Source organism: Streptomyces sp. NPDC006925 (genome assembly GCF_042869575.1).
Classification (GTDB): Bacteria; Actinomycetota; Actinomycetes; order Streptomycetales; family Streptomycetaceae; genus Streptomyces.
Window position 1 is genome coordinate 166,606 of record NZ_JBIAGB010000008.1, and the last position, 19,455, is coordinate 186,060.

18 protein-coding genes are annotated in these 19,455 nt (G+C 73.3%); 13 read left to right on the plus strand and 5 right to left on the minus strand.

Translation table 11 applies throughout. The annotated features are described in order from the left end of the window. Positions 1 to 58: 58 nt before the first annotated feature. From ACFYNS_RS14015 to pyk, 3 genes are all read left to right on the plus strand, one after another. Positions 59 to 1,477 carry a lysine N(6)-hydroxylase/L-ornithine N(5)-oxygenase family protein gene (locus ACFYNS_RS14015; protein ID WP_388602968.1) on the plus strand — a complete coding sequence of 473 codons (1,419 nt, stop codon included), beginning with the start codon at positions 59 to 61 and terminating at the stop codon, positions 1,475 to 1,477. Beyond that, positions 1,474 to 2,292, plus strand: a complete 819-nt coding sequence (locus ACFYNS_RS14020; RefSeq protein WP_388602810.1) for an SIMPL domain-containing protein — start codon at positions 1,474 to 1,476, stop codon at positions 2,290 to 2,292. The genes ACFYNS_RS14015 and ACFYNS_RS14020 overlap by 4 nt, the downstream gene beginning before the upstream one ends. 198 nt (positions 2,293 to 2,490) lie before the next feature. Then, on the plus strand, positions 2,491 to 3,918 hold the full coding sequence (gene pyk / locus ACFYNS_RS14025) for a pyruvate kinase (RefSeq protein ID WP_388602813.1): 1,428 nt from the start codon (positions 2,491 to 2,493) through the stop codon (positions 3,916 to 3,918). A gap of 137 nt (positions 3,919 to 4,055) precedes the next feature. On the opposite strand, the gene ACFYNS_RS14030 is transcribed toward pyk, so the two are convergent. The 3 genes from ACFYNS_RS14030 to ACFYNS_RS14040 all read right to left on the minus strand — a co-directional run bounded on the left by ACFYNS_RS14030 (position 4,056) and on the right by ACFYNS_RS14040 (position 6,449). Then, positions 4,056 to 4,388 (minus strand): chorismate mutase, encoded by a 333-nt coding sequence (locus ACFYNS_RS14030; RefSeq protein WP_360303697.1) that lies wholly within the window; start codon positions 4,386 to 4,388, stop codon positions 4,056 to 4,058. A gap of 610 nt (positions 4,389 to 4,998) precedes the next feature. After that, the gene (locus tag ACFYNS_RS14035) at positions 4,999 to 6,048 is read right to left on the minus strand and encodes a Ppx/GppA family phosphatase (protein WP_388602817.1); all 1,050 of its coding nucleotides are present in this window, start codon (positions 6,046 to 6,048) and stop codon (positions 4,999 to 5,001) included. Positions 6,049 to 6,137: 89 nt separating this feature from the next. Continuing rightward, a complete protein-coding gene (locus ACFYNS_RS14040) occupies positions 6,138 to 6,449 on the minus strand; it encodes a hypothetical protein (protein ID WP_360299418.1) in 312 nt (103 codons plus the stop codon). Positions 6,450 to 6,721: 272 nt separating this feature from the next. Between ACFYNS_RS14040 and ACFYNS_RS14045 the strand changes: the two genes are divergently transcribed. From ACFYNS_RS14045 to ACFYNS_RS14055, 3 genes are all read left to right on the plus strand, one after another. Beyond that, positions 6,722 to 7,612, plus strand: coding sequence for a hypothetical protein (locus tag ACFYNS_RS14045; RefSeq protein ID WP_360299421.1), 891 nt, complete (start codon positions 6,722 to 6,724; stop codon positions 7,610 to 7,612). Between the two features lie 74 nt (positions 7,613 to 7,686). Further along, entirely contained in the window at positions 7,687 to 8,151 is a 465-nt protein-coding gene (locus tag ACFYNS_RS14050; protein WP_360299424.1) for a PPOX class F420-dependent oxidoreductase, read from the plus strand. Between the two features lie 67 nt (positions 8,152 to 8,218). After that, positions 8,219 to 8,860, plus strand: coding sequence for a phosphotransferase enzyme family protein (locus tag ACFYNS_RS14055; RefSeq protein WP_388602970.1), 642 nt, complete (start codon positions 8,219 to 8,221; stop codon positions 8,858 to 8,860). A 143-nt stretch (positions 8,861 to 9,003) separates the two neighbouring features. Here the strand turns inward: ACFYNS_RS14055 and ACFYNS_RS14060 are convergent, their stop codons facing one another. Further along, the gene (locus ACFYNS_RS14060; RefSeq protein ID WP_388602822.1) at positions 9,004 to 10,299 is read right to left on the minus strand and encodes an NAD(P)-binding domain-containing protein; all 1,296 of its coding nucleotides are present in this window, start codon (positions 10,297 to 10,299) and stop codon (positions 9,004 to 9,006) included. A gap of 240 nt (positions 10,300 to 10,539) precedes the next feature. Between ACFYNS_RS14060 and ACFYNS_RS14065 the strand changes: the two genes are divergently transcribed. From ACFYNS_RS14065 to ACFYNS_RS14095, 7 genes are all read left to right on the plus strand, one after another. After that, a complete protein-coding gene (locus ACFYNS_RS14065; RefSeq protein ID WP_360299429.1) occupies positions 10,540 to 11,055 on the plus strand; it encodes a hypothetical protein in 516 nt (171 codons plus the stop codon). Then, positions 11,052 to 12,707, plus strand: a complete 1,656-nt coding sequence (locus tag ACFYNS_RS14070; protein WP_360299431.1) for a multicopper oxidase family protein — start codon at positions 11,052 to 11,054, stop codon at positions 12,705 to 12,707. The genes ACFYNS_RS14065 and ACFYNS_RS14070 overlap by 4 nt, the downstream gene beginning before the upstream one ends. 260 nt (positions 12,708 to 12,967) lie before the next feature. Further along, positions 12,968 to 14,164, plus strand: a complete 1,197-nt coding sequence (locus ACFYNS_RS14075) for a nucleotide disphospho-sugar-binding domain-containing protein (protein WP_360299433.1) — start codon at positions 12,968 to 12,970, stop codon at positions 14,162 to 14,164. Further along, the gene (asnB, locus tag ACFYNS_RS14080) at positions 14,152 to 16,008 is read left to right on the plus strand and encodes an asparagine synthase (glutamine-hydrolyzing) (RefSeq protein ID WP_360299436.1); all 1,857 of its coding nucleotides are present in this window, start codon (positions 14,152 to 14,154) and stop codon (positions 16,006 to 16,008) included. Before ACFYNS_RS14075 ends, asnB begins: the two co-directional genes overlap by 13 nt. A gap of 26 nt (positions 16,009 to 16,034) precedes the next feature. Continuing rightward, positions 16,035 to 16,703 carry a TenA family transcriptional regulator gene (locus tag ACFYNS_RS14085; RefSeq protein WP_360299439.1) on the plus strand — a complete coding sequence of 223 codons (669 nt, stop codon included), beginning with the start codon at positions 16,035 to 16,037 and terminating at the stop codon, positions 16,701 to 16,703. Between the two features lie 52 nt (positions 16,704 to 16,755). Beyond that, a complete protein-coding gene (locus tag ACFYNS_RS14090; protein WP_388602826.1) occupies positions 16,756 to 17,955 on the plus strand; it encodes a cytochrome P450 in 1,200 nt (399 codons plus the stop codon). Positions 17,956 to 17,957: 2 nt separating this feature from the next. After that, positions 17,958 to 18,155: a ferredoxin gene (locus ACFYNS_RS14095; protein WP_388602828.1), complete on the plus strand. Its 198-nt coding sequence runs from the start codon at positions 17,958 to 17,960 to the stop codon at positions 18,153 to 18,155. An 84-nt stretch (positions 18,156 to 18,239) separates the two neighbouring features. Here ACFYNS_RS14095 and ACFYNS_RS14100 read toward each other — a convergent pair whose 3' ends face one another. Continuing rightward, complete coding sequence (locus ACFYNS_RS14100) at positions 18,240 to 19,427, minus strand: glutathionylspermidine synthase family protein (protein ID WP_388602830.1); 1,188 nt, start codon at positions 19,425 to 19,427, stop codon at positions 18,240 to 18,242. Between the last annotated feature and the right edge of the window lie 28 nt (positions 19,428 to 19,455).

Sequence of the window (19,455 nt, forward strand, 5' to 3'; positions counted from 1 at the left end):
CGACGACGGGAACGGCGGGGGGAACGGCCGCGGCAACAGGGCCGGGGACCTGGAGGCGGTGGAGCCGCTGGATCTCGCGGGGGTCGGGATCGGTCCGTTCAACCTCTCGCTGGCCGCGCTGGGCGACGGGGTGGCCGGGCTGCGGTGCGCGTTCTTCGAGCAGCGGGGGGAGTTCCGCTGGCACCCGGGGCTGCTGATCGAGGGGGCGACGCTGCAGGTGCCGTTCCTGGCGGACCTGGTGACGCTGGCGGACCCGGCCAGCCCCTGGTCGTTCCTGCGGTTTCTGCGGGAGCGGGAGCGGTTGTTCCCGTTCTACTTCGCGGAGCGGTTCCACATCGAGCGGGCGGAGTACGACGCGTACTGTCGCTGGGTGAGCGAGCGGGTGCCGGGGCTGTGCTTCGGGCACCAGGTGGACGCGGTGCGCTGGAGTGCCGAACGGGGCCTGTTCGAGGTCGACTTCACCCGGTTGGAGGCGCCGGGTGAGGTGTCGGCGCCGGGCAGGTCGTACGCGCGCAACGTGGTGCTGGGGATCGGTACGGCGCCGCACGTGCCGCGGGCGCTGCGGCCGTCGGCTCAGGATGCGGCGGTGCCGGTGTACCACTCCTCGGAGTACCTGGACCGGCGGGCCGAGCTGCTGGCGGCCGGGCATGTGACGGTGATCGGATCGGGCCAGTCGGGTGCGGAGGTGTTCCTGGACCTGCTGCGCAACCGTCCGGTGGGCCGGGAGCAGCTGACCTGGCTGACGCGCAGCCCGGCGTTCGCGCCGATGGAGTACAGCAAGCTGGGGCTGGAGCACTTCACCCCGGACTACACCCGCTACTTCCACGGGTTGTCCGAGCCGGTCCGGGACGGGCTGCTGCCCCGGCAGGGGCAGTTGCACAAGGCGGTGGACGCCGGGACGCTGGCGGCCGTGCACGACGAGCTGTACCGCAGGACGCTGGAGCTGGACCGGGGCGCCGCTGACCGGGGCGGGGCCGCCGGGTGGCCCGATGTGGTGCTGACGCCCGGGGTGCGGGTGCGGACGGCGGTGCGCGGCGGCGGGTCGCGGCTGGAGCTGCATCTGGAGCACGCCGAGCGGCAGGAGCGGGGCGTACTGACGACGGATGCGGTGGTGCTGGCGACGGGCTACGCCGAGCGTCCGGCGGAGGGGCTGCTGGCGGCGCTGGAGGGATATGTGCGCCGGGACGGCTCGGGGCGTCCGCTGGTGGACGAGGAGTACCGGCTGGTGCTGGACCCCGCGGTGGGCGGTTCGGTGTTCGTGCAGAACGCGGAGCGGCACACGCACGGGGTGGGGGCGCCGGACCTGGGGCTGGCGGCACACCGCAGCGCGGTGATCCTGAACGCGGTGACGGGCCGGGAGAGTTATCCGCTGCCGCGCCGTACGGCCTTCACCACGTTCGGGCTGCGGGAGGGGGCGGCAACGACGGCGGACGGCGGCGCGGGGGCTGCCGGGCGGTCTGCCACAGTGTCCGTATGACGCAGATACCCGGAACCCCGCCGCTTCCTCCTCCGCCGCCGCCCCCGCCGCCGCACGGTGCGGGCTCCGGCGGCGCGGGCGAGGGCCCGGAGGCGGGTGCGGGTTTCGGTCCGGCGCCGGAGGACGCGGGGGCGGCGCCGTTCGGCACTCCCGAGGCGCCGCGGGTGGCGGTGCGCGGGGAGGCGAGCCTGGAGTTCGACCCGGAGTACGCGCGGATCGGTGTGGTGGTCTCCGCGCGGGGGCGGGACCGGCGCGGGGCGCTGGAGGATCTGACCCGGCGGAATGCGCATGCGCTGGAGTTGGTCAAGAGCTACGGCGACGCGGTGGAGAAGCTGTCGACGGGGGCGTTCAGTGTGCAGCCCGAGATGGTGGACGGCAGTCGGCGGGAGCGGGTGCACGCGTACCACGGGCGGGTGCGGCTGCAGGCCACCGTCACGGATTTCACGGTGCTGGGCGAGTTGACGACGCGGCTCGCCGACCTGGAGTTGACGCAGGTCGAGGGGCCGTGGTGGGGGCTGTGGCGGAACTCGCCCGCGCACCGTTCGGCGCGGCAGCAGGCGGTGCGGGAGGCGGTGACCCGGGCGCGGGAGTACGCGGAGGCGCTGGGCGCGCACCTGGTGGCGCTGGTGGAGCTGGCCGATCTGGGCGCGGAGGGCAGTGGTCCGCCGCGGCTTCCGGCGGCACCGGGCGGGATGCGGGGGTTCGCCGGGGCGCCCGCGGGTCCGCCGCCCGAGCTGGATCTGGAGCCGCAGGTGCAGACGGTGTCGGCGCAGGTGAATGCGCGGTTCGTGATGAGTCCGCCGCGATTGGGCTGAGGCGCGAGGATCGCGCGAGGTCGGCCGGGGTGTTCCGTCTCGACGGGTGGGACGGAACGGCTCGGTGGACGCTCATCAGAGCGAATACGCGCCCACTTTATTAGTTGTCCTCGGGATTCAATGGCTATTCGGTAAAGGGCGGTTGGACAATTCTCCGGCGGCGGTTCTTTACGCGCCGGTAAGTCTTAGGCTCGGGCTATGCGCCGAGCAAAGATCGTCAGCACCCTGGGCCCGTCCACCGACTCGTACGAGCAGATCAAGACGCTCGTGGAAGCGGGAATGGATGTCGCCAGGTTCAACATGAGCCACGGCACGCACGCCGAACACGAGGAGCGCTACCACCGGGTGCGCGCCGCCTCGGAGGAGACGAAGCGGAACGTGGGGGTGCTCGCGGACCTTCAAGGCCCGAAGATTCGGCTGGGCCGCTTTCAGGAAGGCCCTGTATTCCTTGAACGAGGCGACGAGTTCGCCATCACGGTCGAGGACATGGAGGGTGACCGCGTGATGTGCGGCACCACCTATCCGGGCCTGGCAGCCGACGTCACGGCGGGCGAGCGCATCCTGGTGGACGACGGCCGGGTCACCCTGGAGGTGGCCCGGGTCGAGGGTCCCGTGGTGCACACGACGGTCGTCGAGGGCGGCATGGTCTCCGACCACAAGGGCCTCAACCTGCCGGGGGTCGCCGTCTCGGTGCCCGCGCTCTCCGAGAAGGACATCGAGGACCTGCGCTGGGCGCTGCGCACGGGCGCGGACCTGATCGCGCTGTCCTTCGTCCGCAGCGGGCACGACATCAAGGAGGTGCACCGCGTCATGGCGGAGGAGGGCCGTCGGCTGCCCGTCCTCGCCAAGGTGGAGAAACCGCAGGCGGTGGCGAATCTGGAGGCCATCGTCGACGCCTTCGACGGGATCATGGTCGCCCGCGGCGACCTGGGTGTGGAGATGCCGCTGGAGCAGGTGCCGCTGGTGCAGAAGCGGGCCGTCAAGCTGTGCCGCAGGAACGCCAAGCCGGTGATCGTGGCGACCCAGATGCTGGACTCGATGATCGACGCGTCCCGGCCCACCCGGGCGGAGGCCTCGGACGTCGCGAACGCGGTGCTGGACGGCACCGACGCGGTGATGCTGTCGGGCGAGACGAGCGTGGGCAAGTACCCGATCGAGACGGTGCGCACGATGGGCCGGATCGTCGAGGCGGCCGAGGAGGACATCCTCGCCAAGGGGCTGCCGCCGCTGACCGAGCGCGGCAAGCCTAGGACACAGGGCGGCGCGGTGGCCCGGGCCGCCGCCGAGATGGGTGACTTCCTGGGCGCCAAGTATCTGGTGGCCTTCACCCAGTCGGGGGACACGGTGCGGCGGCTGTCGCGCTACCGCTCCCCCATCCCCGTGCTGGCCTTCACCCCGGACCCGGCCACCCGCGCGCAGCTCAACCTCACCTGGGGCGTGGAGGCGTTCCTCGGTCCGATGGTGTCGAGCACCGACGAGATGGTGGACCAGGTCGACGAGATGCTGCTGAAGCTGGGCCACTGCGAACAGGGCGATCTGGTGGTCATCACCGCCGGCTCGCCGCCCGGTGTGCCCGGCTCGACCAACCTGGTGCGGGTGCACCGGCTGGGCGAGGAGGACTCCTGAGCCCGGCGCCCGCGGGTCCTGCCCCGGCCGTGCGCGGGCGGGGCCGGTTCCCCGGGCGCCCGGCACGGCACGCCCGCCGGCCCGTGGCGTCCGGGTCCCCGCCGACCCGCTGAGCGGTCGGTCGGCCCGCTGAGCGGTCAGTCGGCCCGCTGTTCCGCGCCGCCCGCGAGCTGCTCGTGGTGGCGGATCACCTCGGCGATGATGAAGTTCAGCAGCTTCTCGGCGAAGGCCGGATCCAGCTTCGCGTCCTGGGCGAGTTCCCGCAGGCGGGCGATCTGCCGCGCCTCGCGGGCCGGGTCGGCCGGAGGCAGCCGGTGGTCGGCCTTGAGCCGCCCGACCCGCTGCGTGCACTTGAACCGCTCGGCGAGCATGTGCACCACAGCGGCATCGATGTTGTCGATGCTGTCGCGGAGCGCGGTCAGTTCCGCGCGCACGGCCTCGTCGGGCCCGGGATTGCTGCTGCTGGTCATCGCCCGACCCTATCCGTCCGCGGCGTCCGCCCGCGGCGTCCGTCCACGGCGTCCGTCCGCGGCGGCGGACCCGTACCCGGTACCGGGCCGGTACCGAGGCCGCGGTGCCCGGCACCGCGCAGCCCGGTCGGACGGCGCCACGCGCGGGCGCGGGTCTCAGCGGTGGTCCGGCACGGTGGTCCGGGCCGCGGACGGCCGACGGGGCGGGGCCGCACCCGCCCTCGGCCTCGATCTCGACGGTCGGTTCGGTTCCGGTCTCCGGGGTGAGGGTGCAGCCGATGCGGTGGGTGCCCGGCTCGCCGGTGACCCGGGACCGGTGTTCCTCGCCGTCGACCAGGAGGGTGCGGACCGGGTCCCGCCGGGCGTGCACGGTCCTGCCCGTCGCGCGGCCGGGTAGTCGACGACGCGGGGGAACGCCGTGTCCACGGTGACGTCGAGGAGCGGGTGTGCAGGGTCCGGGTGTGCGGCGCGGCGGCGACCGCCGCCACCACCGACCTGCGGGGGACCCGCCCGGTCCGGCCCGTGCACACCTCGCCGTTCGCCATCGTCCCGCCGACGCTCGGCCGTCGCCCCTGGGTTCGGCGTCCCAGCCTCGGTGCGGGGCGGCTGCCTATCGACAAGTGTGCGGAGGCGTTGGACTTCCCGGCACGGCGGACGGATCCGACAGGGATGGGTGGTCGGCGCCGGACGGGTGGTCGGCGCCGGACGGGTGGTCGGCGCCCGACGGGTGGTCGCGGAGCGCGTCGCGTTCGAGCTGGTGGATCAGGACGCCCTCACGCAGCGCCCAGGGGCACAGCTCCAGCGTCGGCACCTCCAGCAGCGCCATGGTGGTGTGCGCGACGACGGCTCCGGCCAGGGCCTGTCCCGCGCGGGACGGTGAGATGCCGGGCAGCGTGGCCCGTTCGGCCGCCGGCAGCCGCGCCAGCCTGCGCAGTTCGCTGCGGAGCCGGCCGCGGTGCAGGTAGCGCGGTGTGAAGGGGCCTTCGCGTCCGGGCGGCGCCCCGCACAGCCGGGCCAGTTGGTGCAGCGTGCGCGAGGTGGCCACGGCGGTGTGCGGCCGCTCCCAGCGGATCCGCGCGGCGACGTCGCGCAACTCGTGCCGCACCAGCCGCCGTACCGTCCGGAGCTGTTCGGGCGGGGGCGGGTCGGCAGTGCCGAGGTACTCGCGGGTGAGCCGGCCGGCGCCCAGGGGGAAGGAGAAGGCCAGATCGGGTACTCCGGCGCGGCCGAAGGCCACTTCGGCCGAACCTCCGCCGATGTCCAGGAGCACCATGGGCCCGGCCCGCCATCCCATCCAGCGCCGCGCGGCGAGGAAGGTCAGCTCCGCCTCCCGGCGACCGGACATCAGGCGCAGTTCCAGCCCGGAGCGTTCGCGTACGGCCGCGAGTATGCGGGCGCGGTCGGGGGCCTCCCGCACGATGGCCGTGGCGAAGGCGGTCAGCCGGGTTACGCCCCAGCCGTCGGCCTCCTGCCGGGCGGCGGCGGCTGCCTCGGCGAGCCGGCGCACGGCGGGTTCGGGCAGCCGGCCGGTGCTGTCCACGTCGTCGGCCAGCCGCAGCCGGTACTTGACGGTGTGCACGGGGAGCGGGACCGCGCCTCCGGCGTCGGCGATCTCCAGCCGCACGGTGTTGGAGCCGACGTCGAGAACCCCCACGCGCACTTCGGACCTCCGGCCGGCCGCATCCCGCCCCGGCGCGGTCCGCGGGGCGTGCGGGAGCCCGGCCGTGGGCGCCCCGCAGCGGGAGTCTCTCAGACGGTGGACACCCGTCCGGTCGCGTGGGGCCGCGAACCGGTGCGGTGCCCGGCTGCCCGGTGCCGGCCGACGGCGCAGCGGCCCTGCAGGTCCTGCAGCCCGGCCCGCACTTCGTCCCCGGTCAGTCCGGTGTGCCGGGCGATCCGGTCCACGGTGGCGGCGGTGCCCGGAGCACCGATCAGTTCCCGGACGGCGGCGCGTACCCGGTCGCGCAGTTCGACCGGCTGTTCGCGCAGTGTGCCCGTCCCGGGCTGCGGGTGCGCGTACGGGACACGGTCGTGGACGTGGCGGTGGGGTGCTGCGCACATGGGTACTCGCTCCTCCGAGTCGTGGTGTGGCTGTCCGGCGACCGCGGGAAGCGGCTCGGGTGGCACACCCGTGGTGGTCTGCGCGACCACCTCCCGCGGATATGCCTGTCCTCCCAAGCACTTGGCATCTCGTATTACCGACGACTCGGGCCGCAAACCCGGCTGTGTGGCCCGCTCGCCGGGCCCGTCGCTGTCCCGCCCGGGGCCCGGTGCGGCGCTAAGCTGGCGGTGGGCCGTGTGCTGGAGGTGCTGGGGGTTGTGGGGGTGTGGAGATGGGCGGACCGGCGACCGACCCCGTGGAACGAGGTTTTCCGCATCTGGAGACGGTGCGCGAGGCGATCACCGCGCTCTACCGGAGGCTGTCGGCGGACGGGGTACGCGGCTTCGCCTCCGATGTCGCGCCCGGCGACGTGGCCTTCGCGGACGCCGACGACCTGCACCTGGGCACGCAGCGCATCGCGGGGGTGATGGTGGCGCACCTGCGGTTGCCGGAGGCCCGGGTGATCGTCAGTTTCCGGGAGGGGATGACCCACGCGGCGAACGTCGAACTGGAGGCCGGTCCGGAGTATTTCGTCGAGCTGAACGCCCGCTTCAAGCAGCACCGCCGGGACATCGGGGCCGCCCTCGCGCACGAGGTGACGCATGTGTGGCTGCACCGACTGGGGCTGGCCTTCGAGGGCACCCGGGCCAACGAGATCCTCACCGACACCGCCGCCGCCTATCTGGGCTCGGGCTGGCTGCTGCTGGACGCCTTCCGAGAGGACGCCCTCACCTCGCAGAAGCTCGGCTACCTCACGCCCGAGGAGTTCGGCTACGTACTGGCCAAGCGCGCCCAGCTCTGCGGCGAGGACCCGGCGGTGAAGTTCACCAGCCCGCAGGCGTACGAGGCGTACGTACGGGGCCGCCGCGTCGCGGACCGGGACGAGGAGATGCCCCCGCTGGCAGCGGCCCCCTGGGGGGAGCGGCGCCGCTATGTGCGGGACCGGCGGCACGGCGCGGCGCGCGGCGGCTCCGCGGGGTACGCCTTCGAGCCGGGCGACGGTGCGGGGCCGCGCGTGTCCTTCCCCTGCCCCACCTGCCGGGTGCGGCTGCGGGTTCCGGTGCGCGGCCGGGTGCGCGCCCGGTGCCGGCTGTGCGGCGCGGTGTGGTCCTGTGACACCTAGCGCGGTCCTCCCCGCCGGATTCCACGGGGCGCCGAGGGCTCCTGCGGGCGTTGCGATGGCGTAGGTTCGAAGGTATGGCTCCCTCGATCGCTACCAACACCCGGGTCGGACTCGACGAGCTGCTGGAGTTCGTACGGCCCCGGCACCGGGCCATCCTGCTCACCCGCCGCACGGACGGCACTCCGCAGGCGTCGCCGCTGACCTGCGGGGTCGACTCCGCGGGCCGGATCGTGGTCGCGACCTACCCGGAGCGCGCCAAGACGCACAACGCGCGCCGGGAGGCCGAGGTGAGCGTGCTGGTGCTGTCCGACGAGTGGAACGGGCCGTGGGTGCAGATCGACGGTGCGGCCGAGGTGCTGGACGTGCCGGAGGCGGTGGAGCCGCTGGTCGAGTACTTCCGCGCCGTCTCGGGCGAGCATCCGGACTGGGACGAGTACCGGTCGGCCATGGTCAAGCAGGGCAAGTCGCTGATCCGGGTGACGCCGCAGCGCTGGGGCCCGATCGCCACCGGCGGCTTCCCCGCCCGCCTCGCCCTCTGAGAGCCCTGATGAAACCGCTAGGAAAGGGAGAACGCAGCCCCCACGCGGTCGATAAAGTGTGGCGGTGATGGGTGACGCAGGCAAGCTCGCATCGGCGAGTCTCTCCCCGAACGAGCCGGCGGAGATTGCCGCCGCGTTCGGGCTTGGTGATGTCCACGAGGTGTCCTATCTCGCTGCTGGACTGATGAACCGCAACTGGCGGCTCAGCTGTGACTCCGGAGTGGTGGCCCTCAAGCAGATCCTCGACGTCCCAGTGCACAAAGTGCGCCGCAGCTTGGCTGTCACCGCACAGCTGGCCGAGCTGGGGCTGCCCGTCTGCGCACCGAGAAGGACCGTGGCCGGGGAATTCCTCGCCGACGTCGAGGGCAGGACGTACTGCGTACTGCCATGGGCAGCCGGAAGTCATCGGGAAGGGCCCCAGCTGAGTCTCGATGAAGCTGCCGAGCTGGGACGGCTGCTCGGCCCCTCCGGGCCGATGATGCCGGCTGCCTCCAGCTCCGGGAGGCACGGCCGAAGGCGGCGAGGCGAACGGCGGCGCGCTGCCTCCCCCCGCGGCACGCAGCTCCTCAGGTGCAAGGCCGAGGATGCGCCGGACCCAACCTTGCATGCCGCATCCCACCCGGAATGGCGCGCCCAGGCCCAGCACCGCGTCGACTGCCTACGGGGACGCTGCGGACCGCGTCCTTGGCAGTGGGACGGCATCCTGTGAGAGCGCGGGTGCGGCTCCCGCCACCAATAGTGGGTCACCTCTTCCGGCAGAAGAGGTGACACACACAATCGGCGATCACGCCGCGGCCGCCGCACGGGGTCGTGCGCGGTCGCGGAACCGGTGGAGGACCACTGCGGGTGCGGTCACGGCGCGCCCTGCGCGCCGCCGCGGAGGGTGTGCTCCAGCAGGACGGAGGCGTCCTTGTCGCCGTCGCCCGCCGCGTTGACGGCGGCGAAGCGTTCGCGCACCGCGTCCAGGACGGGCAGCGGCGACCCGGCCTCCGCCGCGTCGCCCAGTGCGAGGCGCAGGTCCTTCTCCATCAGCGTCGACCGGAAGAAGGCGGGCTCGTAGGCGCCCTTGCGCATCAGGTCGGCGCGGAAGCGCAGCACCACCGAGCTGAAGCCGCTCTCTGCGACGGAGGCCAGCAGTTGGTCACGGTCCAGCCCGGCGGCGACGCCGTAGGCGACCGCCTCGGTGAGGGAGGCCACCTGCGCGCCGAGCAGCAGGTTGAAGATCAGCTTGAGGGTGGCGGCGGTGCCGGGTTCCCCGAGGTGGACGACCTGGCTGCCGAGGGTCTCCAGGAGGTCGCCGACCCGGGCGATGTCGGCCTCGTCGCCGCTGGTGTACACCCGCAGCTTGCCCTCGCGGGCCTGGAAGGGGTTGCCGACGACGCACGCCTCCACCCGGCGCAGTCCGAGTCCGGCCAGCCGCCGGGCGCATTCGCGGGCGTAGGCGGGGGAGACCGTCGAGGTGTCCACGACGACGGCGCCCGGTGCCAGCACCGGGGCCACCTGCCCGAACAGCACGTCCTCGACGGCCGCCTCGTCGGCCAGGCTGAGCAGTACGACGGAGCGGCCCGCCGCGGCCTCCGCGGGACTCGCAGCGAGGGTGGCACCCGCCTCGGCCAGCGGCGCGGCCTTGGCCGCTGTGCGGTTGTGGACGGTCAGGGGGTATCCCGCGTCCAGCAGGCGGCGGGCCATGCCGCCGCCCATGTTGCCCAGCCCGATGAAGGCGGGCGATTCGCTCTCCCGGGCGGCGGCGGGGGCGGTCGAGGGCGCGGCGGCTCCTCCCGGAGCGGACCCGCTGTCGGACGCGGGCGCCGGGTGCTGGGGCGCGGCGGATGCCGGCGGCAGCTCGTGGACGGTCTCGGTGACGGCCATCTCCCCGCCCCTGCGGAACGGCTGGAGCCTGCGCCGGTTCTCCACGTGCGCCTCGCTCAGCTCGAACGCGCGGAAGGAGGGCTCGTCCGTCCAGTCGGTGAGGACGTGGTAGACGCTCTTGTCCTCGACCGAACGCAGCAGCTTCTGGCCCCGGTTGGCGGGCTCGCGTGCGATACCGGTGGCCACCTGGCGCCAGGTCTCCTCGAACTCCTGCTCCTTGCCGGGATGGATCTCCATCCGCAGCATGACGCGGAACGGTGGCCGCGAATCAGCCTGCATGGTGTCCGCCTCCAATGCGTGGGAACGGCCCCCACCGTCACCATCCGCGCTCGACATCCGATCGAGGCGCGCTCCGGCTCGGGTCCGGCGCCTGGCGTCACCGCGGCCGGGAGCCCGCGGGCACGTCCCGCAGGAGCCCGGACGGGTGTGCGCCAGGCGCGGGGAGACGTCGGCTCAAGTCCTGCTCGAGGACCGTCTGCCTACCCTCGGACCAGACCCCGACCCCGGAGAGATCACGCCATGGCACACAATCCCGACGGGGGCCTCGCCGGCGCCCCGGACGCTGCTCGCGGGCCCACCCCGGGACCGGCCCCGCCCCCCTCCCCCGCACCGGGGTCGGACGGCTCCGCCACCGGGGCCCCGGCACCCGCGGTGCGCCGCTGGCCGATCGTGCTGCTGCGCGCGGTGGTGACGCTCTTCCTCCTCCTGCTGCTGGTGCAGCCGGTGCTGGCGGGCATGTTCATCAGCGGCGACGTGGACCTGCTCGAACTGCACGAGATCAATTCCCACACCATCACCTTCACCGGCTGGGTCCTGGTGCTGGCGGCGGTCCTGGTGTGGCGGCCCGGACGCGGGCCGCTGTGGCCGGCCGTGCTGGCGCTGCTGCTGAGCTTCGTCATCTCGATGCAGGCGGGTTGGGGGTACGCGCGGGAGCTGGAACTGCACATCCCGATGGGCGTGTTCCTCGTCTCCGCCGGCACCGCGCTCGTCCACTGGGCGTACGCGTACCGACCGGGCCGCGGGAGGCGAGGATGAGCGCGCCACATGAGGACGCCGACGGCGGGCCGCCCGAGCCGGGCCGCGGTCCGGCGCGGCGGCGGCTGCTGGCCCTGGCCACCGGAGCGGGCGCCGCCGCGGCGCTGGGCGGGACCGCCGGATGCGGGGCGCCGCGGGCCGGTGACGGGATCTCCGGCGAACTGCTGCGCAGCACCGCACGGCTGCCCGAGCCGTTCCAGGTGCCGCTGCCGGTGCCACCGGTGGCCGAGCCGGTGCGCACCCGGGGCGGTGCCGCGGTGTACGAGGTGGAGCAGCGCGCCGCCCGGCAGGAGATCCTGCCGGGCCTCAGGACCGAGGTGTGGGGCTACGACGGGCGGTTCCCCGGCCCCACCTTCGTCGGCGAGTCGGAGCGCGAACTGCGGCTGCGGGTGCGCAACGCGCTGGAGATGCCGACCTCCACCCATCTGCACGGCGGTGTGCAGCGGCCGGAGTCCGACGGGCATCCCACGGATCTGGTGCTGCCCGCCGGCTTCCCCGATCCGCGGCACCCCGAGGAGGCCGGGAAGGGCGAGTACAGCGGCTCGGAGATGGTGAAGCCGTCGGAGTGGACGATCTCGCGCGGGCACAAGGAGTACGTCTATCCGCTGAAGCAGCGGGCGACCACGCTGTGGTACCACGACCACCGGATGGACTTCAGCGCCCCGCAGGTGTGGCGCGGCCTGGCCGGGATGTTCCTGGTGCACGACGACGAGGAGAGCGGGCTGCCGCTGCCCGAGGACTCCCGGGACATCCCGCTGATGATCTGCGACCGGGCCTTCGAGGAGGACGGCTCGTTCCGCTACCCGTCGCTCGACCCTTCGCTCGCGGGGAAGCCCGGGGTGCGCGAGAAGTACATGGAGGGGGTGACGGGCGATGTCATCCTGGTCAACGGCGCGCCCTGGCCGGAGCTGGAGGTCAGCGCCGAGCGGTACCGCTTCCGCGTCCTCAACGCCTCCAACGCGCGCCGCTTCCGGCTCGCGCTGGATCCGGGGCCGCGGGAGGGCGCCGCGTTCGTCCAGATCGGCAGCGACGGCGGGCTGCTGGGCGCGCCGCGCGAGCACGAGGAGCTGCCGGTCTCGCCCGCCGAACGGTTCGACGTCGTCATCGACTTCGCGGCGTTCCCGGTGGGCTCGGAGGTGCGGCTCGTCAACACGCTGGGGCACGGCCGCACCCGCGACGTGATGCGGTTCCGGGTGACGCGGCGGGCGAAGCGGGGCGCGGGCGCGCCCCGGGTCCCGCGGCGGCTGGCGGACGTGCAGCGGCTGAAGGCCGGGCAGGCGGTCGTCGACCGGCAGTTCGACTTCCGGCAGAAGCAGGTGCACGGCATGCGGATGTGGACCGTCAACGGGAAGCCGTACGACCCCGGTTCGCCGCTGGCCTCGCCCCGGCTGGACTCGGTGGAACGCTGGCGCTTCACCAGCGACTTCCACCATCCGGTCCATGTCCACCTGGCCAACTTCCAGGTGCTCTCGCGCAGCGGCAAGAAGCCGCTGGACTCGGACGCGGGCTGGAAGGACACGGTGGACGTGCGGCCGTTCGAAGTCGTGGACGTCCTCATCCGGTTCGCCGGCTTCCGCGGGATGTACATGCTGCACTGCCACAACCTGGAGCACGAGGACATGGCGATGATGGCGGACTTCCGCATCGTGTGACCGGTGCCGGGCCCCGGGCCCGGTACCTGACGCCCCGGCCGGCTCCCGGCCGAAGCCCTCGGGGCCGCTCGCGTGCGCGGGCGGCCCCGAGGGCTTCCGGCTGCCCGGCTCCTGCGCTCCGTACCACCGCCCCCGTGTGCTCCGGGACCGCGCGCTGCACCTGCCACGGCGGCGCCTCGAGCGAGCAGCGACCCGCCCCCTAGCCCCCTCCGGCACCGTCGGCCGCGTCAAGGTTGGCGGCGGAAAGGGTTGGGGCTGCGATGCGGGTACTGTTCACGACCTGGGCCTGGCCCTCTCATCTGTACGCGCTGGTGCCACTGGCCTGGGCCTGCCGCAGCGCGGGGCACGAGGTGCTGGTCGTCAGCCAGCCGGAGCTGCTGCCCCTCATCGAGCGGACCGGGCTGCCGGGTGCCGCCGTCGGCAAGGACGTCGACGGGGTCGGCATGGTGCGCGGCTACGTGCTGCCCAGCGAGGACGACCCCACAGCCGACCGGCGGGCACCGCGTGCCGGGAAGGGGCCGCGGGCGCTGCGGATGTTCACCGCGCACGCCGACTCGATGGTCGAGGGCACCGCCGAGACGGCCCGGCGCTGGCAGGCCGATGTGGTGGTGTCCGAACCGACGGCGCTGGCCGGTCCGCTGGCCGCCGCCGCTGCCGGGATTCCCGCGGTACGGCTGCTGTACGGCGCCGATCTGATGGCGCGGGCCCGTCCGCTGCTGCCGGAGGCGCTGGCGCCGCTGGCCGAGCGGGTGGGCGTGGACCCGGAGGGCTACGACCCCTTCGGCGCCGTCACGATCGACCCGTGCCCGCCGGGGTTCCAGGCGCCGGACCCGGCCGGGCACCCGCGGCTGCCCATGCGGTACGTGCCGTTCAACGGGCCGGGCACGCCGCCCGATCCGCCGCTGCCGCCACCGGCACGCGGGGTCCGGCGGGCCGTGGTGACCTGGGGGCACACGATGGCGCGGCTGGACCCGGCGCTGTTCCTGGCCGGGCACGCCGCGCGAGCGCTCGCCACGCTGCCGGGGACCGAGACGGTACTGGCGGTCACGGCGGCGCAGCGGCCGCTGCTGGGCGAGCTGCCCGACGGCGTGCGGGTGGTCACCGACGCACCCCTGCACTCGGTGCTCGGCGGCGCGGACCTGGTGGTGGCGCACGGCGGGGCCGGGACGGTGCTGACCGGCCTGCGCGCGGGTGTGCCGCTGCTGCTCGTACCGCAGTTGCCGGACCATGCGGGGCACGCCGCCCGGGTGCTGGCGGCCGGTGCAGGTGAGGTCCTCACCCGGGACGAGGCGGACGCGGAGCGGCTGCGGGATGCGGCGGCCGGGCTGCTGGACCCCGCGCAGGGCGCCGGGCGGCGCGAGGCGGCACGGGCGCTGCGGGACGGGATGCTGGAGCAGCCCGCTCCCGCGTCGGTGGTCGGAGAGCTGGAGGAGCGGGTGGTCGCATGTGCGGCATAGCGGGCTGGATCGACTTCGCGCGGGAGATGCGCGAGGAGGGCAGCACCGTACGGTCGATGGCTGCCACCCTCGCCAACCGCGGGCCGGACGACGAGGCGGTGTGGACCGACGCGGACGCCGCGCTGGGGCACCGCAGGCTCGCCGTCATCGACGTGGACGACTCCGTCCAGCCGATGACCGCCGAGCACGACGGGCGCACCCTGGCCGTGCTCGTCCACAACGGCGAGATCTACAACTACCGCGAGCTGCGTTCCCGGTTGACGGCTCTGGGCCACCGGTTCCGCACGGCCGGGGACACCGAGGTGGTGCTGCGCGCCTACCTGGAGTGGGGTCCGGAGTGCGTGGAGCGGCTGGACGGCATGTTCGCGTTCGCCGTGTGGGATCCGCGCAGCAGGCAACTGCTGCTGGCCCGCGACCGGCTGGGGATCAAGCCGCTGTACTACGCGCGGACCGCGGACGGCCTGCTCTTCGGCTCCGAGCCCAAGGCGCTGCTGGCCCACCCGTCGCTGGAGTGCGTGGTGGACGCGGAGGGGCTGGCCGAGCTGCTGGCCTACATCGCGACTCCGGGGCACGCCGTCTACCGGGGGATCCGGGAGCTGCCCGCGGGGCACACGGCGCTCCTCAAGCAGGGCGCCGGCGGTGCGGTGCTGACCGAGTCGCGCTACTGGTCGCTGCCCGACCGCGAACACCCCGACACGCTGGAGCAGACCGTCGAGACGGTGCGCGGGCTGCTGCAGGACGCGGTCGGCAGCCATCTGGTCTCGGACGTCCCGCTGTGCACCCTGCTGTCGGGCGGGGTGGACTCCAGCGCGCTGGCGGCGTTCGCCGCCGGCGCCGGGGGCGGGCGGCCGCGCACCTTCGCGGTGGACTTCGAAGGGCACACGGAGCGGTTCCGCAAGGACTTCTGGCACGAGGACCCGGACGCGCCCTACGCGGCCGAGGTCGCCCGGCACGTGGGCACCGACCACGAACCGGTGGTGCTGCGCACCGCCGACCTGGCCGACCAGGTCGTGGACGCGGCGGCGTTGCGGGCCCAGGATCTGCCCCGGCCGATCCCGGACATGGACCGTTCGCTGTATCTGCTGCTGCGCGCGGTGCGGCAGCGCTCCACGGTGGCGCTGATGGGCGAGGTCGCCGACGAACTGTTCGGCGGCTACCAGTCCTTCCGCGACCCGACGCTGGTGGACACCGCGAACTTCCCCTGGGTGACGATGGGGCTGCGGGTGGCGCCGCACGGGATGAGCACCGGGCTGCTGGACCCCGGTCTGCTGCGCAAGATCGACGTGCCGGGCTACTCGGCGCAGCGCTGGGCGGAGACGGTGGCCGAGGTGCCGGCCGTGCCGGGCGAGTCGGAGACCGAGCGGGTGATGCGGCGGGTCGGGCACGCGCATCTCACCCGCTGGCTGCCGCTGCTGCTCTCCCGCGACGACCGGCTGAGCATGGCGGTCGGCCTGGAACTGCGGGTGCCTTACTGCGACCACCGGCTGGTCGAGTACGTCTACAACATCCCCTGGGCGATGAAGACGGCCGACGGCCGCGAGAAGAGCGTGCTGCGCTCGGCCGTCGCCGATCTGCTGCCCGACTCGGTGACCCAGCGCCGCAAGAGCCCCTTCCCCATCACCCAGGATCCGCACTACGGGCAGGTGCTGCGGCAGCGCTTCGACGCGGTCGTCGCCGACCCCGCCAGCCCGGTGCGGCCGCTGCTGGACGGCCCCGCCTGCGCGGAACTGGCCGCCGAGGACCGGCCGATCGCGGTCGACGGGTGGGGCGAGCGCCGCAACGTCGAGATGGTCCTCCAGCTCGACGCATGGCTGCGCCACTACCGCGTCCGGCTGGATCTGTGAGAGCGAACGGAGAGGGGCGAGAATCGATGCTGCTGAGCGATCAGCTCAAGGAGCTGGCCGCGCCGGTGCTGGAGAAGGTGCAGGCCCACCCGTTCTGGTCGGGGCTGCGGGACGGCTCCCTGCCGGGCGAGTCACTGGCGTACTTCGTGGAACAGGACACCGGGCACCTGCTGCCCGCCTACGCACGGGCGCTGGCGCGCACCGCCGCCGCCGCCGAGGCGGACGCGCACACCGCGCTGCTGGGCCGCTCGATCACCGGGACGCTGGAGGCGCGGGACCGGCTGCGCCAGAAGTACGCCGAGTGGGCGGAGGGTGCGGGGCTGCCCGCGGCCGGTACGCCGCAGGCGAGTCCGGTCACCCACGCGCACTGCGCGTTCTTCAACGCCTCCAGCGCCGCCTCCTTCACCGCCGGGGTGGGGGCGCTGCTGCCGATGGTGTGGTTCAACTTCCGGGTCTCCGACGACCTGCTGGAGCGGCACACCGCCGGTTCCCGGTACGCGGAGTGGATCGAGGCGTACCACCCCGGCGCGGGATACGGCTACGCGGTGCGGGCCTTCCTGGGACTGGCCGACGAGCTGGGCGAGACATCGTCGCGGGCCGGACGCGACCTGCTGGTCGAGCACTTCCGCACCGGGATCCGGCACGAGTGGGCGTTCGCCGAGGCCGCCTGGGACCGCCCCGAGTGGCCGGTGTGACCGGCCCGCTTCCGTCTCCCCCACCTGATCACCGCAACCCGAAGGGACAACCGTGAGCACTCAGACCCCGCCCAGGTATCCGTTCGCCTGGACCCCGCCCATGCAGGTGCCCGAAGCGCTGCGACATGTGCACAGCAGCTCCGCGATGGAGGTGACGCTGCCGAGCGGGGACGTGGCGACGCTGGTGACCCGCTACAAGGATGTGCGCGCCCTGTTCGCGGACAAGCGTCTCTCGCGCAACATCGCGCGCCCCGACTGTGCGCGGATCTCCGCGGACAACGATCTGTTCATGGACCCGGAGATCGACCCGGATCCGCCCAAGCACACCCAGGTGCGCTCGCTGGTGACCAAGGCGTTCACCGCCCGCCGGATCGAGGCGCTGCGGCCTTATGTGCAGCGCGTCGCCGACGAGCTGCTGGATGAGATGGCGGCCGGGCCGCGCCCGGTGGAGCTGAACGAGGCGCTGGCGTTCCCGCTGCCGATCATGGTGATCTGCAAGCTGCTGGGCGTGCCGGCCGAGGACCGCGACCAGTTCCGCGAGTACGTCGACGGCTTCCTGTCGGTCACCAAGCTGCCGCCCGAGGAGGTCGGGCAGTGCCGGCAGAACCTGTGGAAGTACCTGGGCGACCTGATCGACGCCAAGCGCGAGAAGCCCGGTGACGACCTGGTGAGCGAGCTGATCCGGGTCCGCGACGAGGAGGACAACCGGCTCAACGACCACGAGTTGCACTTCTGGTGCCAGGGGCTGCTGATCGCCGGCTACGTCACCACGGCCAGCCAGATCGGCACCGGCACGGCCGTGCTGCTGCACCACCCGGAGCTGGTGCGCGAGATCCAGGCGGACTGGTCGCTGGTGCCCTCCACGGTGGAGGAGCTGCTGCGCACCCAGATCATGGGCTCCTCGGTGGGCACCATGCGGTACGCCGTCGAGGACATTCCCCTCTCGGACGGTTCGGTCATCAAGAAGGGCACCAGTGTGCTGCTGTCGGAGGAGGGGGCCAACATGGACCCCGAGGTCTTCGACGAGCCCTTCGAGCTGGACATCCGCCGCCAGGAGAACCACCACATGACCTTCGGCGCAGGCATCCACTACTGCGTGGGCGCCGCACTGGCGCGGATGGAGCTCCAGGTGGCCACCGAGTCGCTGCTGCGGCGCTTCCCCGACATCAGGCTCGCGGCCCCGGCCGAGGAGCTGCCGCGGGCACTGGGCGGATTCATGGAGGGCTTCACCGAGATCCCCGTGGAGTGGTGAGCATGCTCCGCGTGACCGCGAACCCGGAGACCTGTGCGGTCAGCAGTCTGTGCGTGTACCGGCTGCCCGGCGTCTTCGACCAGGACGAGGACGGTCTGGTCGTCGTCCTGGACGAGACACCGGAGGGGCATCTGCACGAGGAGGTCCGCCGGGCGGCCCGCGGCTGCCCGACGAAGTCCATCCACGTCACCGAGGAGTGACCCCCGGACCGGTCCCGGCGCCCGCCTCCCCACGCGCACCGGGACCGGCCGCTCCGCGGCGAGCCGACGGTCATGGACCTGCGGCTAGCGGATGACGTGCGGCAGGAACCGCGCGTACTCGTCGGTGACGAGGCCGGCGGACTCGCGGATGCCCAGGCCGGCGGCCTCCCCGTCCACCACCCAGGTGCCCAGCACCGTGCGGTTGCCGTCGAACTCCGGCAGTGGGCACAGCGCCTGGTAGCAGCACGGCTCGTCGCGCACCGACGGCTCCTGACCCGGCTCGTGCAGTGTGACGCCGGCGCCCTCGCGGCCCAGCAGCGGCTTGGCCGCCCACCCGGTCGTGTCGGCCAGCTCCCGGGGCCCGTCCAGATAGGCGGGCAGCAGATTCGGGTGGCCGGGGAAGAGCTCCCACAGGATCGCCAGCAGCGCCTTGTTGGACAGCAGCATCTTCCACGCCGGTTCGATCCACAGCGTGGTGCCGGTGCCGCCGCCGTTGTCGAGGGTCTCCAGCACGTGCGGGCCGAACCGGTCGGAGGCCAGCCACTCCCACGGGTAGAGCTTGAAGCAGGCCCGCACGAACTTCAGCCGCTGGTCGACGAACCGGCCCGCGAGCCGGTCCCAGCCGATCTCCTCCACCGGTATCGCGACGGTCTCCAGTCCGGCCTGCTCGGCGGTCTCCTGGAGGTAGGCGACCGTCATCAGGTCCTCGCCCAGCTCGTCCCGGGCCGAGTGGGCGAAGTGCACGGGCGCGCCGGGCGGCAGCAGCTGGGCCTGCTTGCGCCATACGTCGACCAGCCGCTCGTGCAGCGAGTTCCACTGGTCGGCGCCGGGGAAGCGGTCCTCCATCCAGAACCACTGCGGGGACGCCGCCTCCACCAGCGAGGTGGGGGTGTCCGCGTTGTACTCCAGCAGTTTCGCCGGCCCGCCGCCCCCGTCATAGCGCAGGTCGAACCTGCCGTAGAGGCTGGGCAGTTCGGCACGCCGCCGCCAGCTCTCGGACACCCGGCGCACCAGGGCCGGGTCGGTGATGCCCAGGTCCGCGAACCGGTCGGCGGTCACGATGTGTTCCGCGGCCCGCAGGCACATGGCGTGCAGCTCCTCCACGACCTCCTCGAGGTCCTCCACCTCGGGCAGGCTGAGGGCGTAGTAGGCGCTCTCGTCCCAATAGGGGCGCAGCGAGCCGTCCGGGTACCGGGTCAGCGGGTAGATGCAGCCCTGCTCCTCGACGGTCTCCTGCCAGCCGGGACGTGGGGCGAGGGTGTGGCGTTCCACGCGGGGCTTCTCCTCTCGTCCGCGCCGT

What these genes read in the sequence shown, in the direction of transcription:
- ACFYNS_RS14020 (WP_388602810.1), top strand. Translation starts at nt 1,474, where the DNA reads ATGACGCAGATACCCGGAACCCCGCCGCTTCCTCCTCCGCCGCCGCCC.
- pyk (WP_388602813.1), top strand. Translation starts at nt 2,491, where the DNA reads ATGCGCCGAGCAAAGATCGTCAGCACCCTGGGCCCGTCCACCGACTCG.
- ACFYNS_RS14030 (WP_360303697.1), bottom strand. Translation starts at nt 4,388, where the DNA reads ATGACCAGCAGCAGCAATCCCGGGCCCGACGAGGCCGTGCGCGCGGAA.
- ACFYNS_RS14040 (WP_360299418.1), bottom strand. Translation starts at nt 6,449, where the DNA reads ATGTGCGCAGCACCCCACCGCCACGTCCACGACCGTGTCCCGTACGCG.
- ACFYNS_RS14045 (WP_360299421.1), top strand. Translation starts at nt 6,722, where the DNA reads ATGGGCGGACCGGCGACCGACCCCGTGGAACGAGGTTTTCCGCATCTG.
- ACFYNS_RS14050 (WP_360299424.1), top strand. Translation starts at nt 7,687, where the DNA reads ATGGCTCCCTCGATCGCTACCAACACCCGGGTCGGACTCGACGAGCTG.
- ACFYNS_RS14055 (WP_388602970.1), top strand. Translation starts at nt 8,219, where the DNA reads ATGGGTGACGCAGGCAAGCTCGCATCGGCGAGTCTCTCCCCGAACGAG.
- ACFYNS_RS14060 (WP_388602822.1), bottom strand. Translation starts at nt 10,299, where the DNA reads ATGCAGGCTGATTCGCGGCCACCGTTCCGCGTCATGCTGCGGATGGAG.
- ACFYNS_RS14065 (WP_360299429.1), top strand. Translation starts at nt 10,540, where the DNA reads ATGGCACACAATCCCGACGGGGGCCTCGCCGGCGCCCCGGACGCTGCT.
- ACFYNS_RS14070 (WP_360299431.1), top strand. Translation starts at nt 11,052, where the DNA reads ATGAGCGCGCCACATGAGGACGCCGACGGCGGGCCGCCCGAGCCGGGC.
- ACFYNS_RS14075 (WP_360299433.1), top strand. Translation starts at nt 12,968, where the DNA reads ATGCGGGTACTGTTCACGACCTGGGCCTGGCCCTCTCATCTGTACGCG.
- asnB (WP_360299436.1), top strand. Translation starts at nt 14,152, where the DNA reads ATGTGCGGCATAGCGGGCTGGATCGACTTCGCGCGGGAGATGCGCGAG.
- ACFYNS_RS14085 (WP_360299439.1), top strand. Translation starts at nt 16,035, where the DNA reads ATGCTGCTGAGCGATCAGCTCAAGGAGCTGGCCGCGCCGGTGCTGGAG.
- ACFYNS_RS14095 (WP_388602828.1), top strand. Translation starts at nt 17,958, where the DNA reads ATGCTCCGCGTGACCGCGAACCCGGAGACCTGTGCGGTCAGCAGTCTG.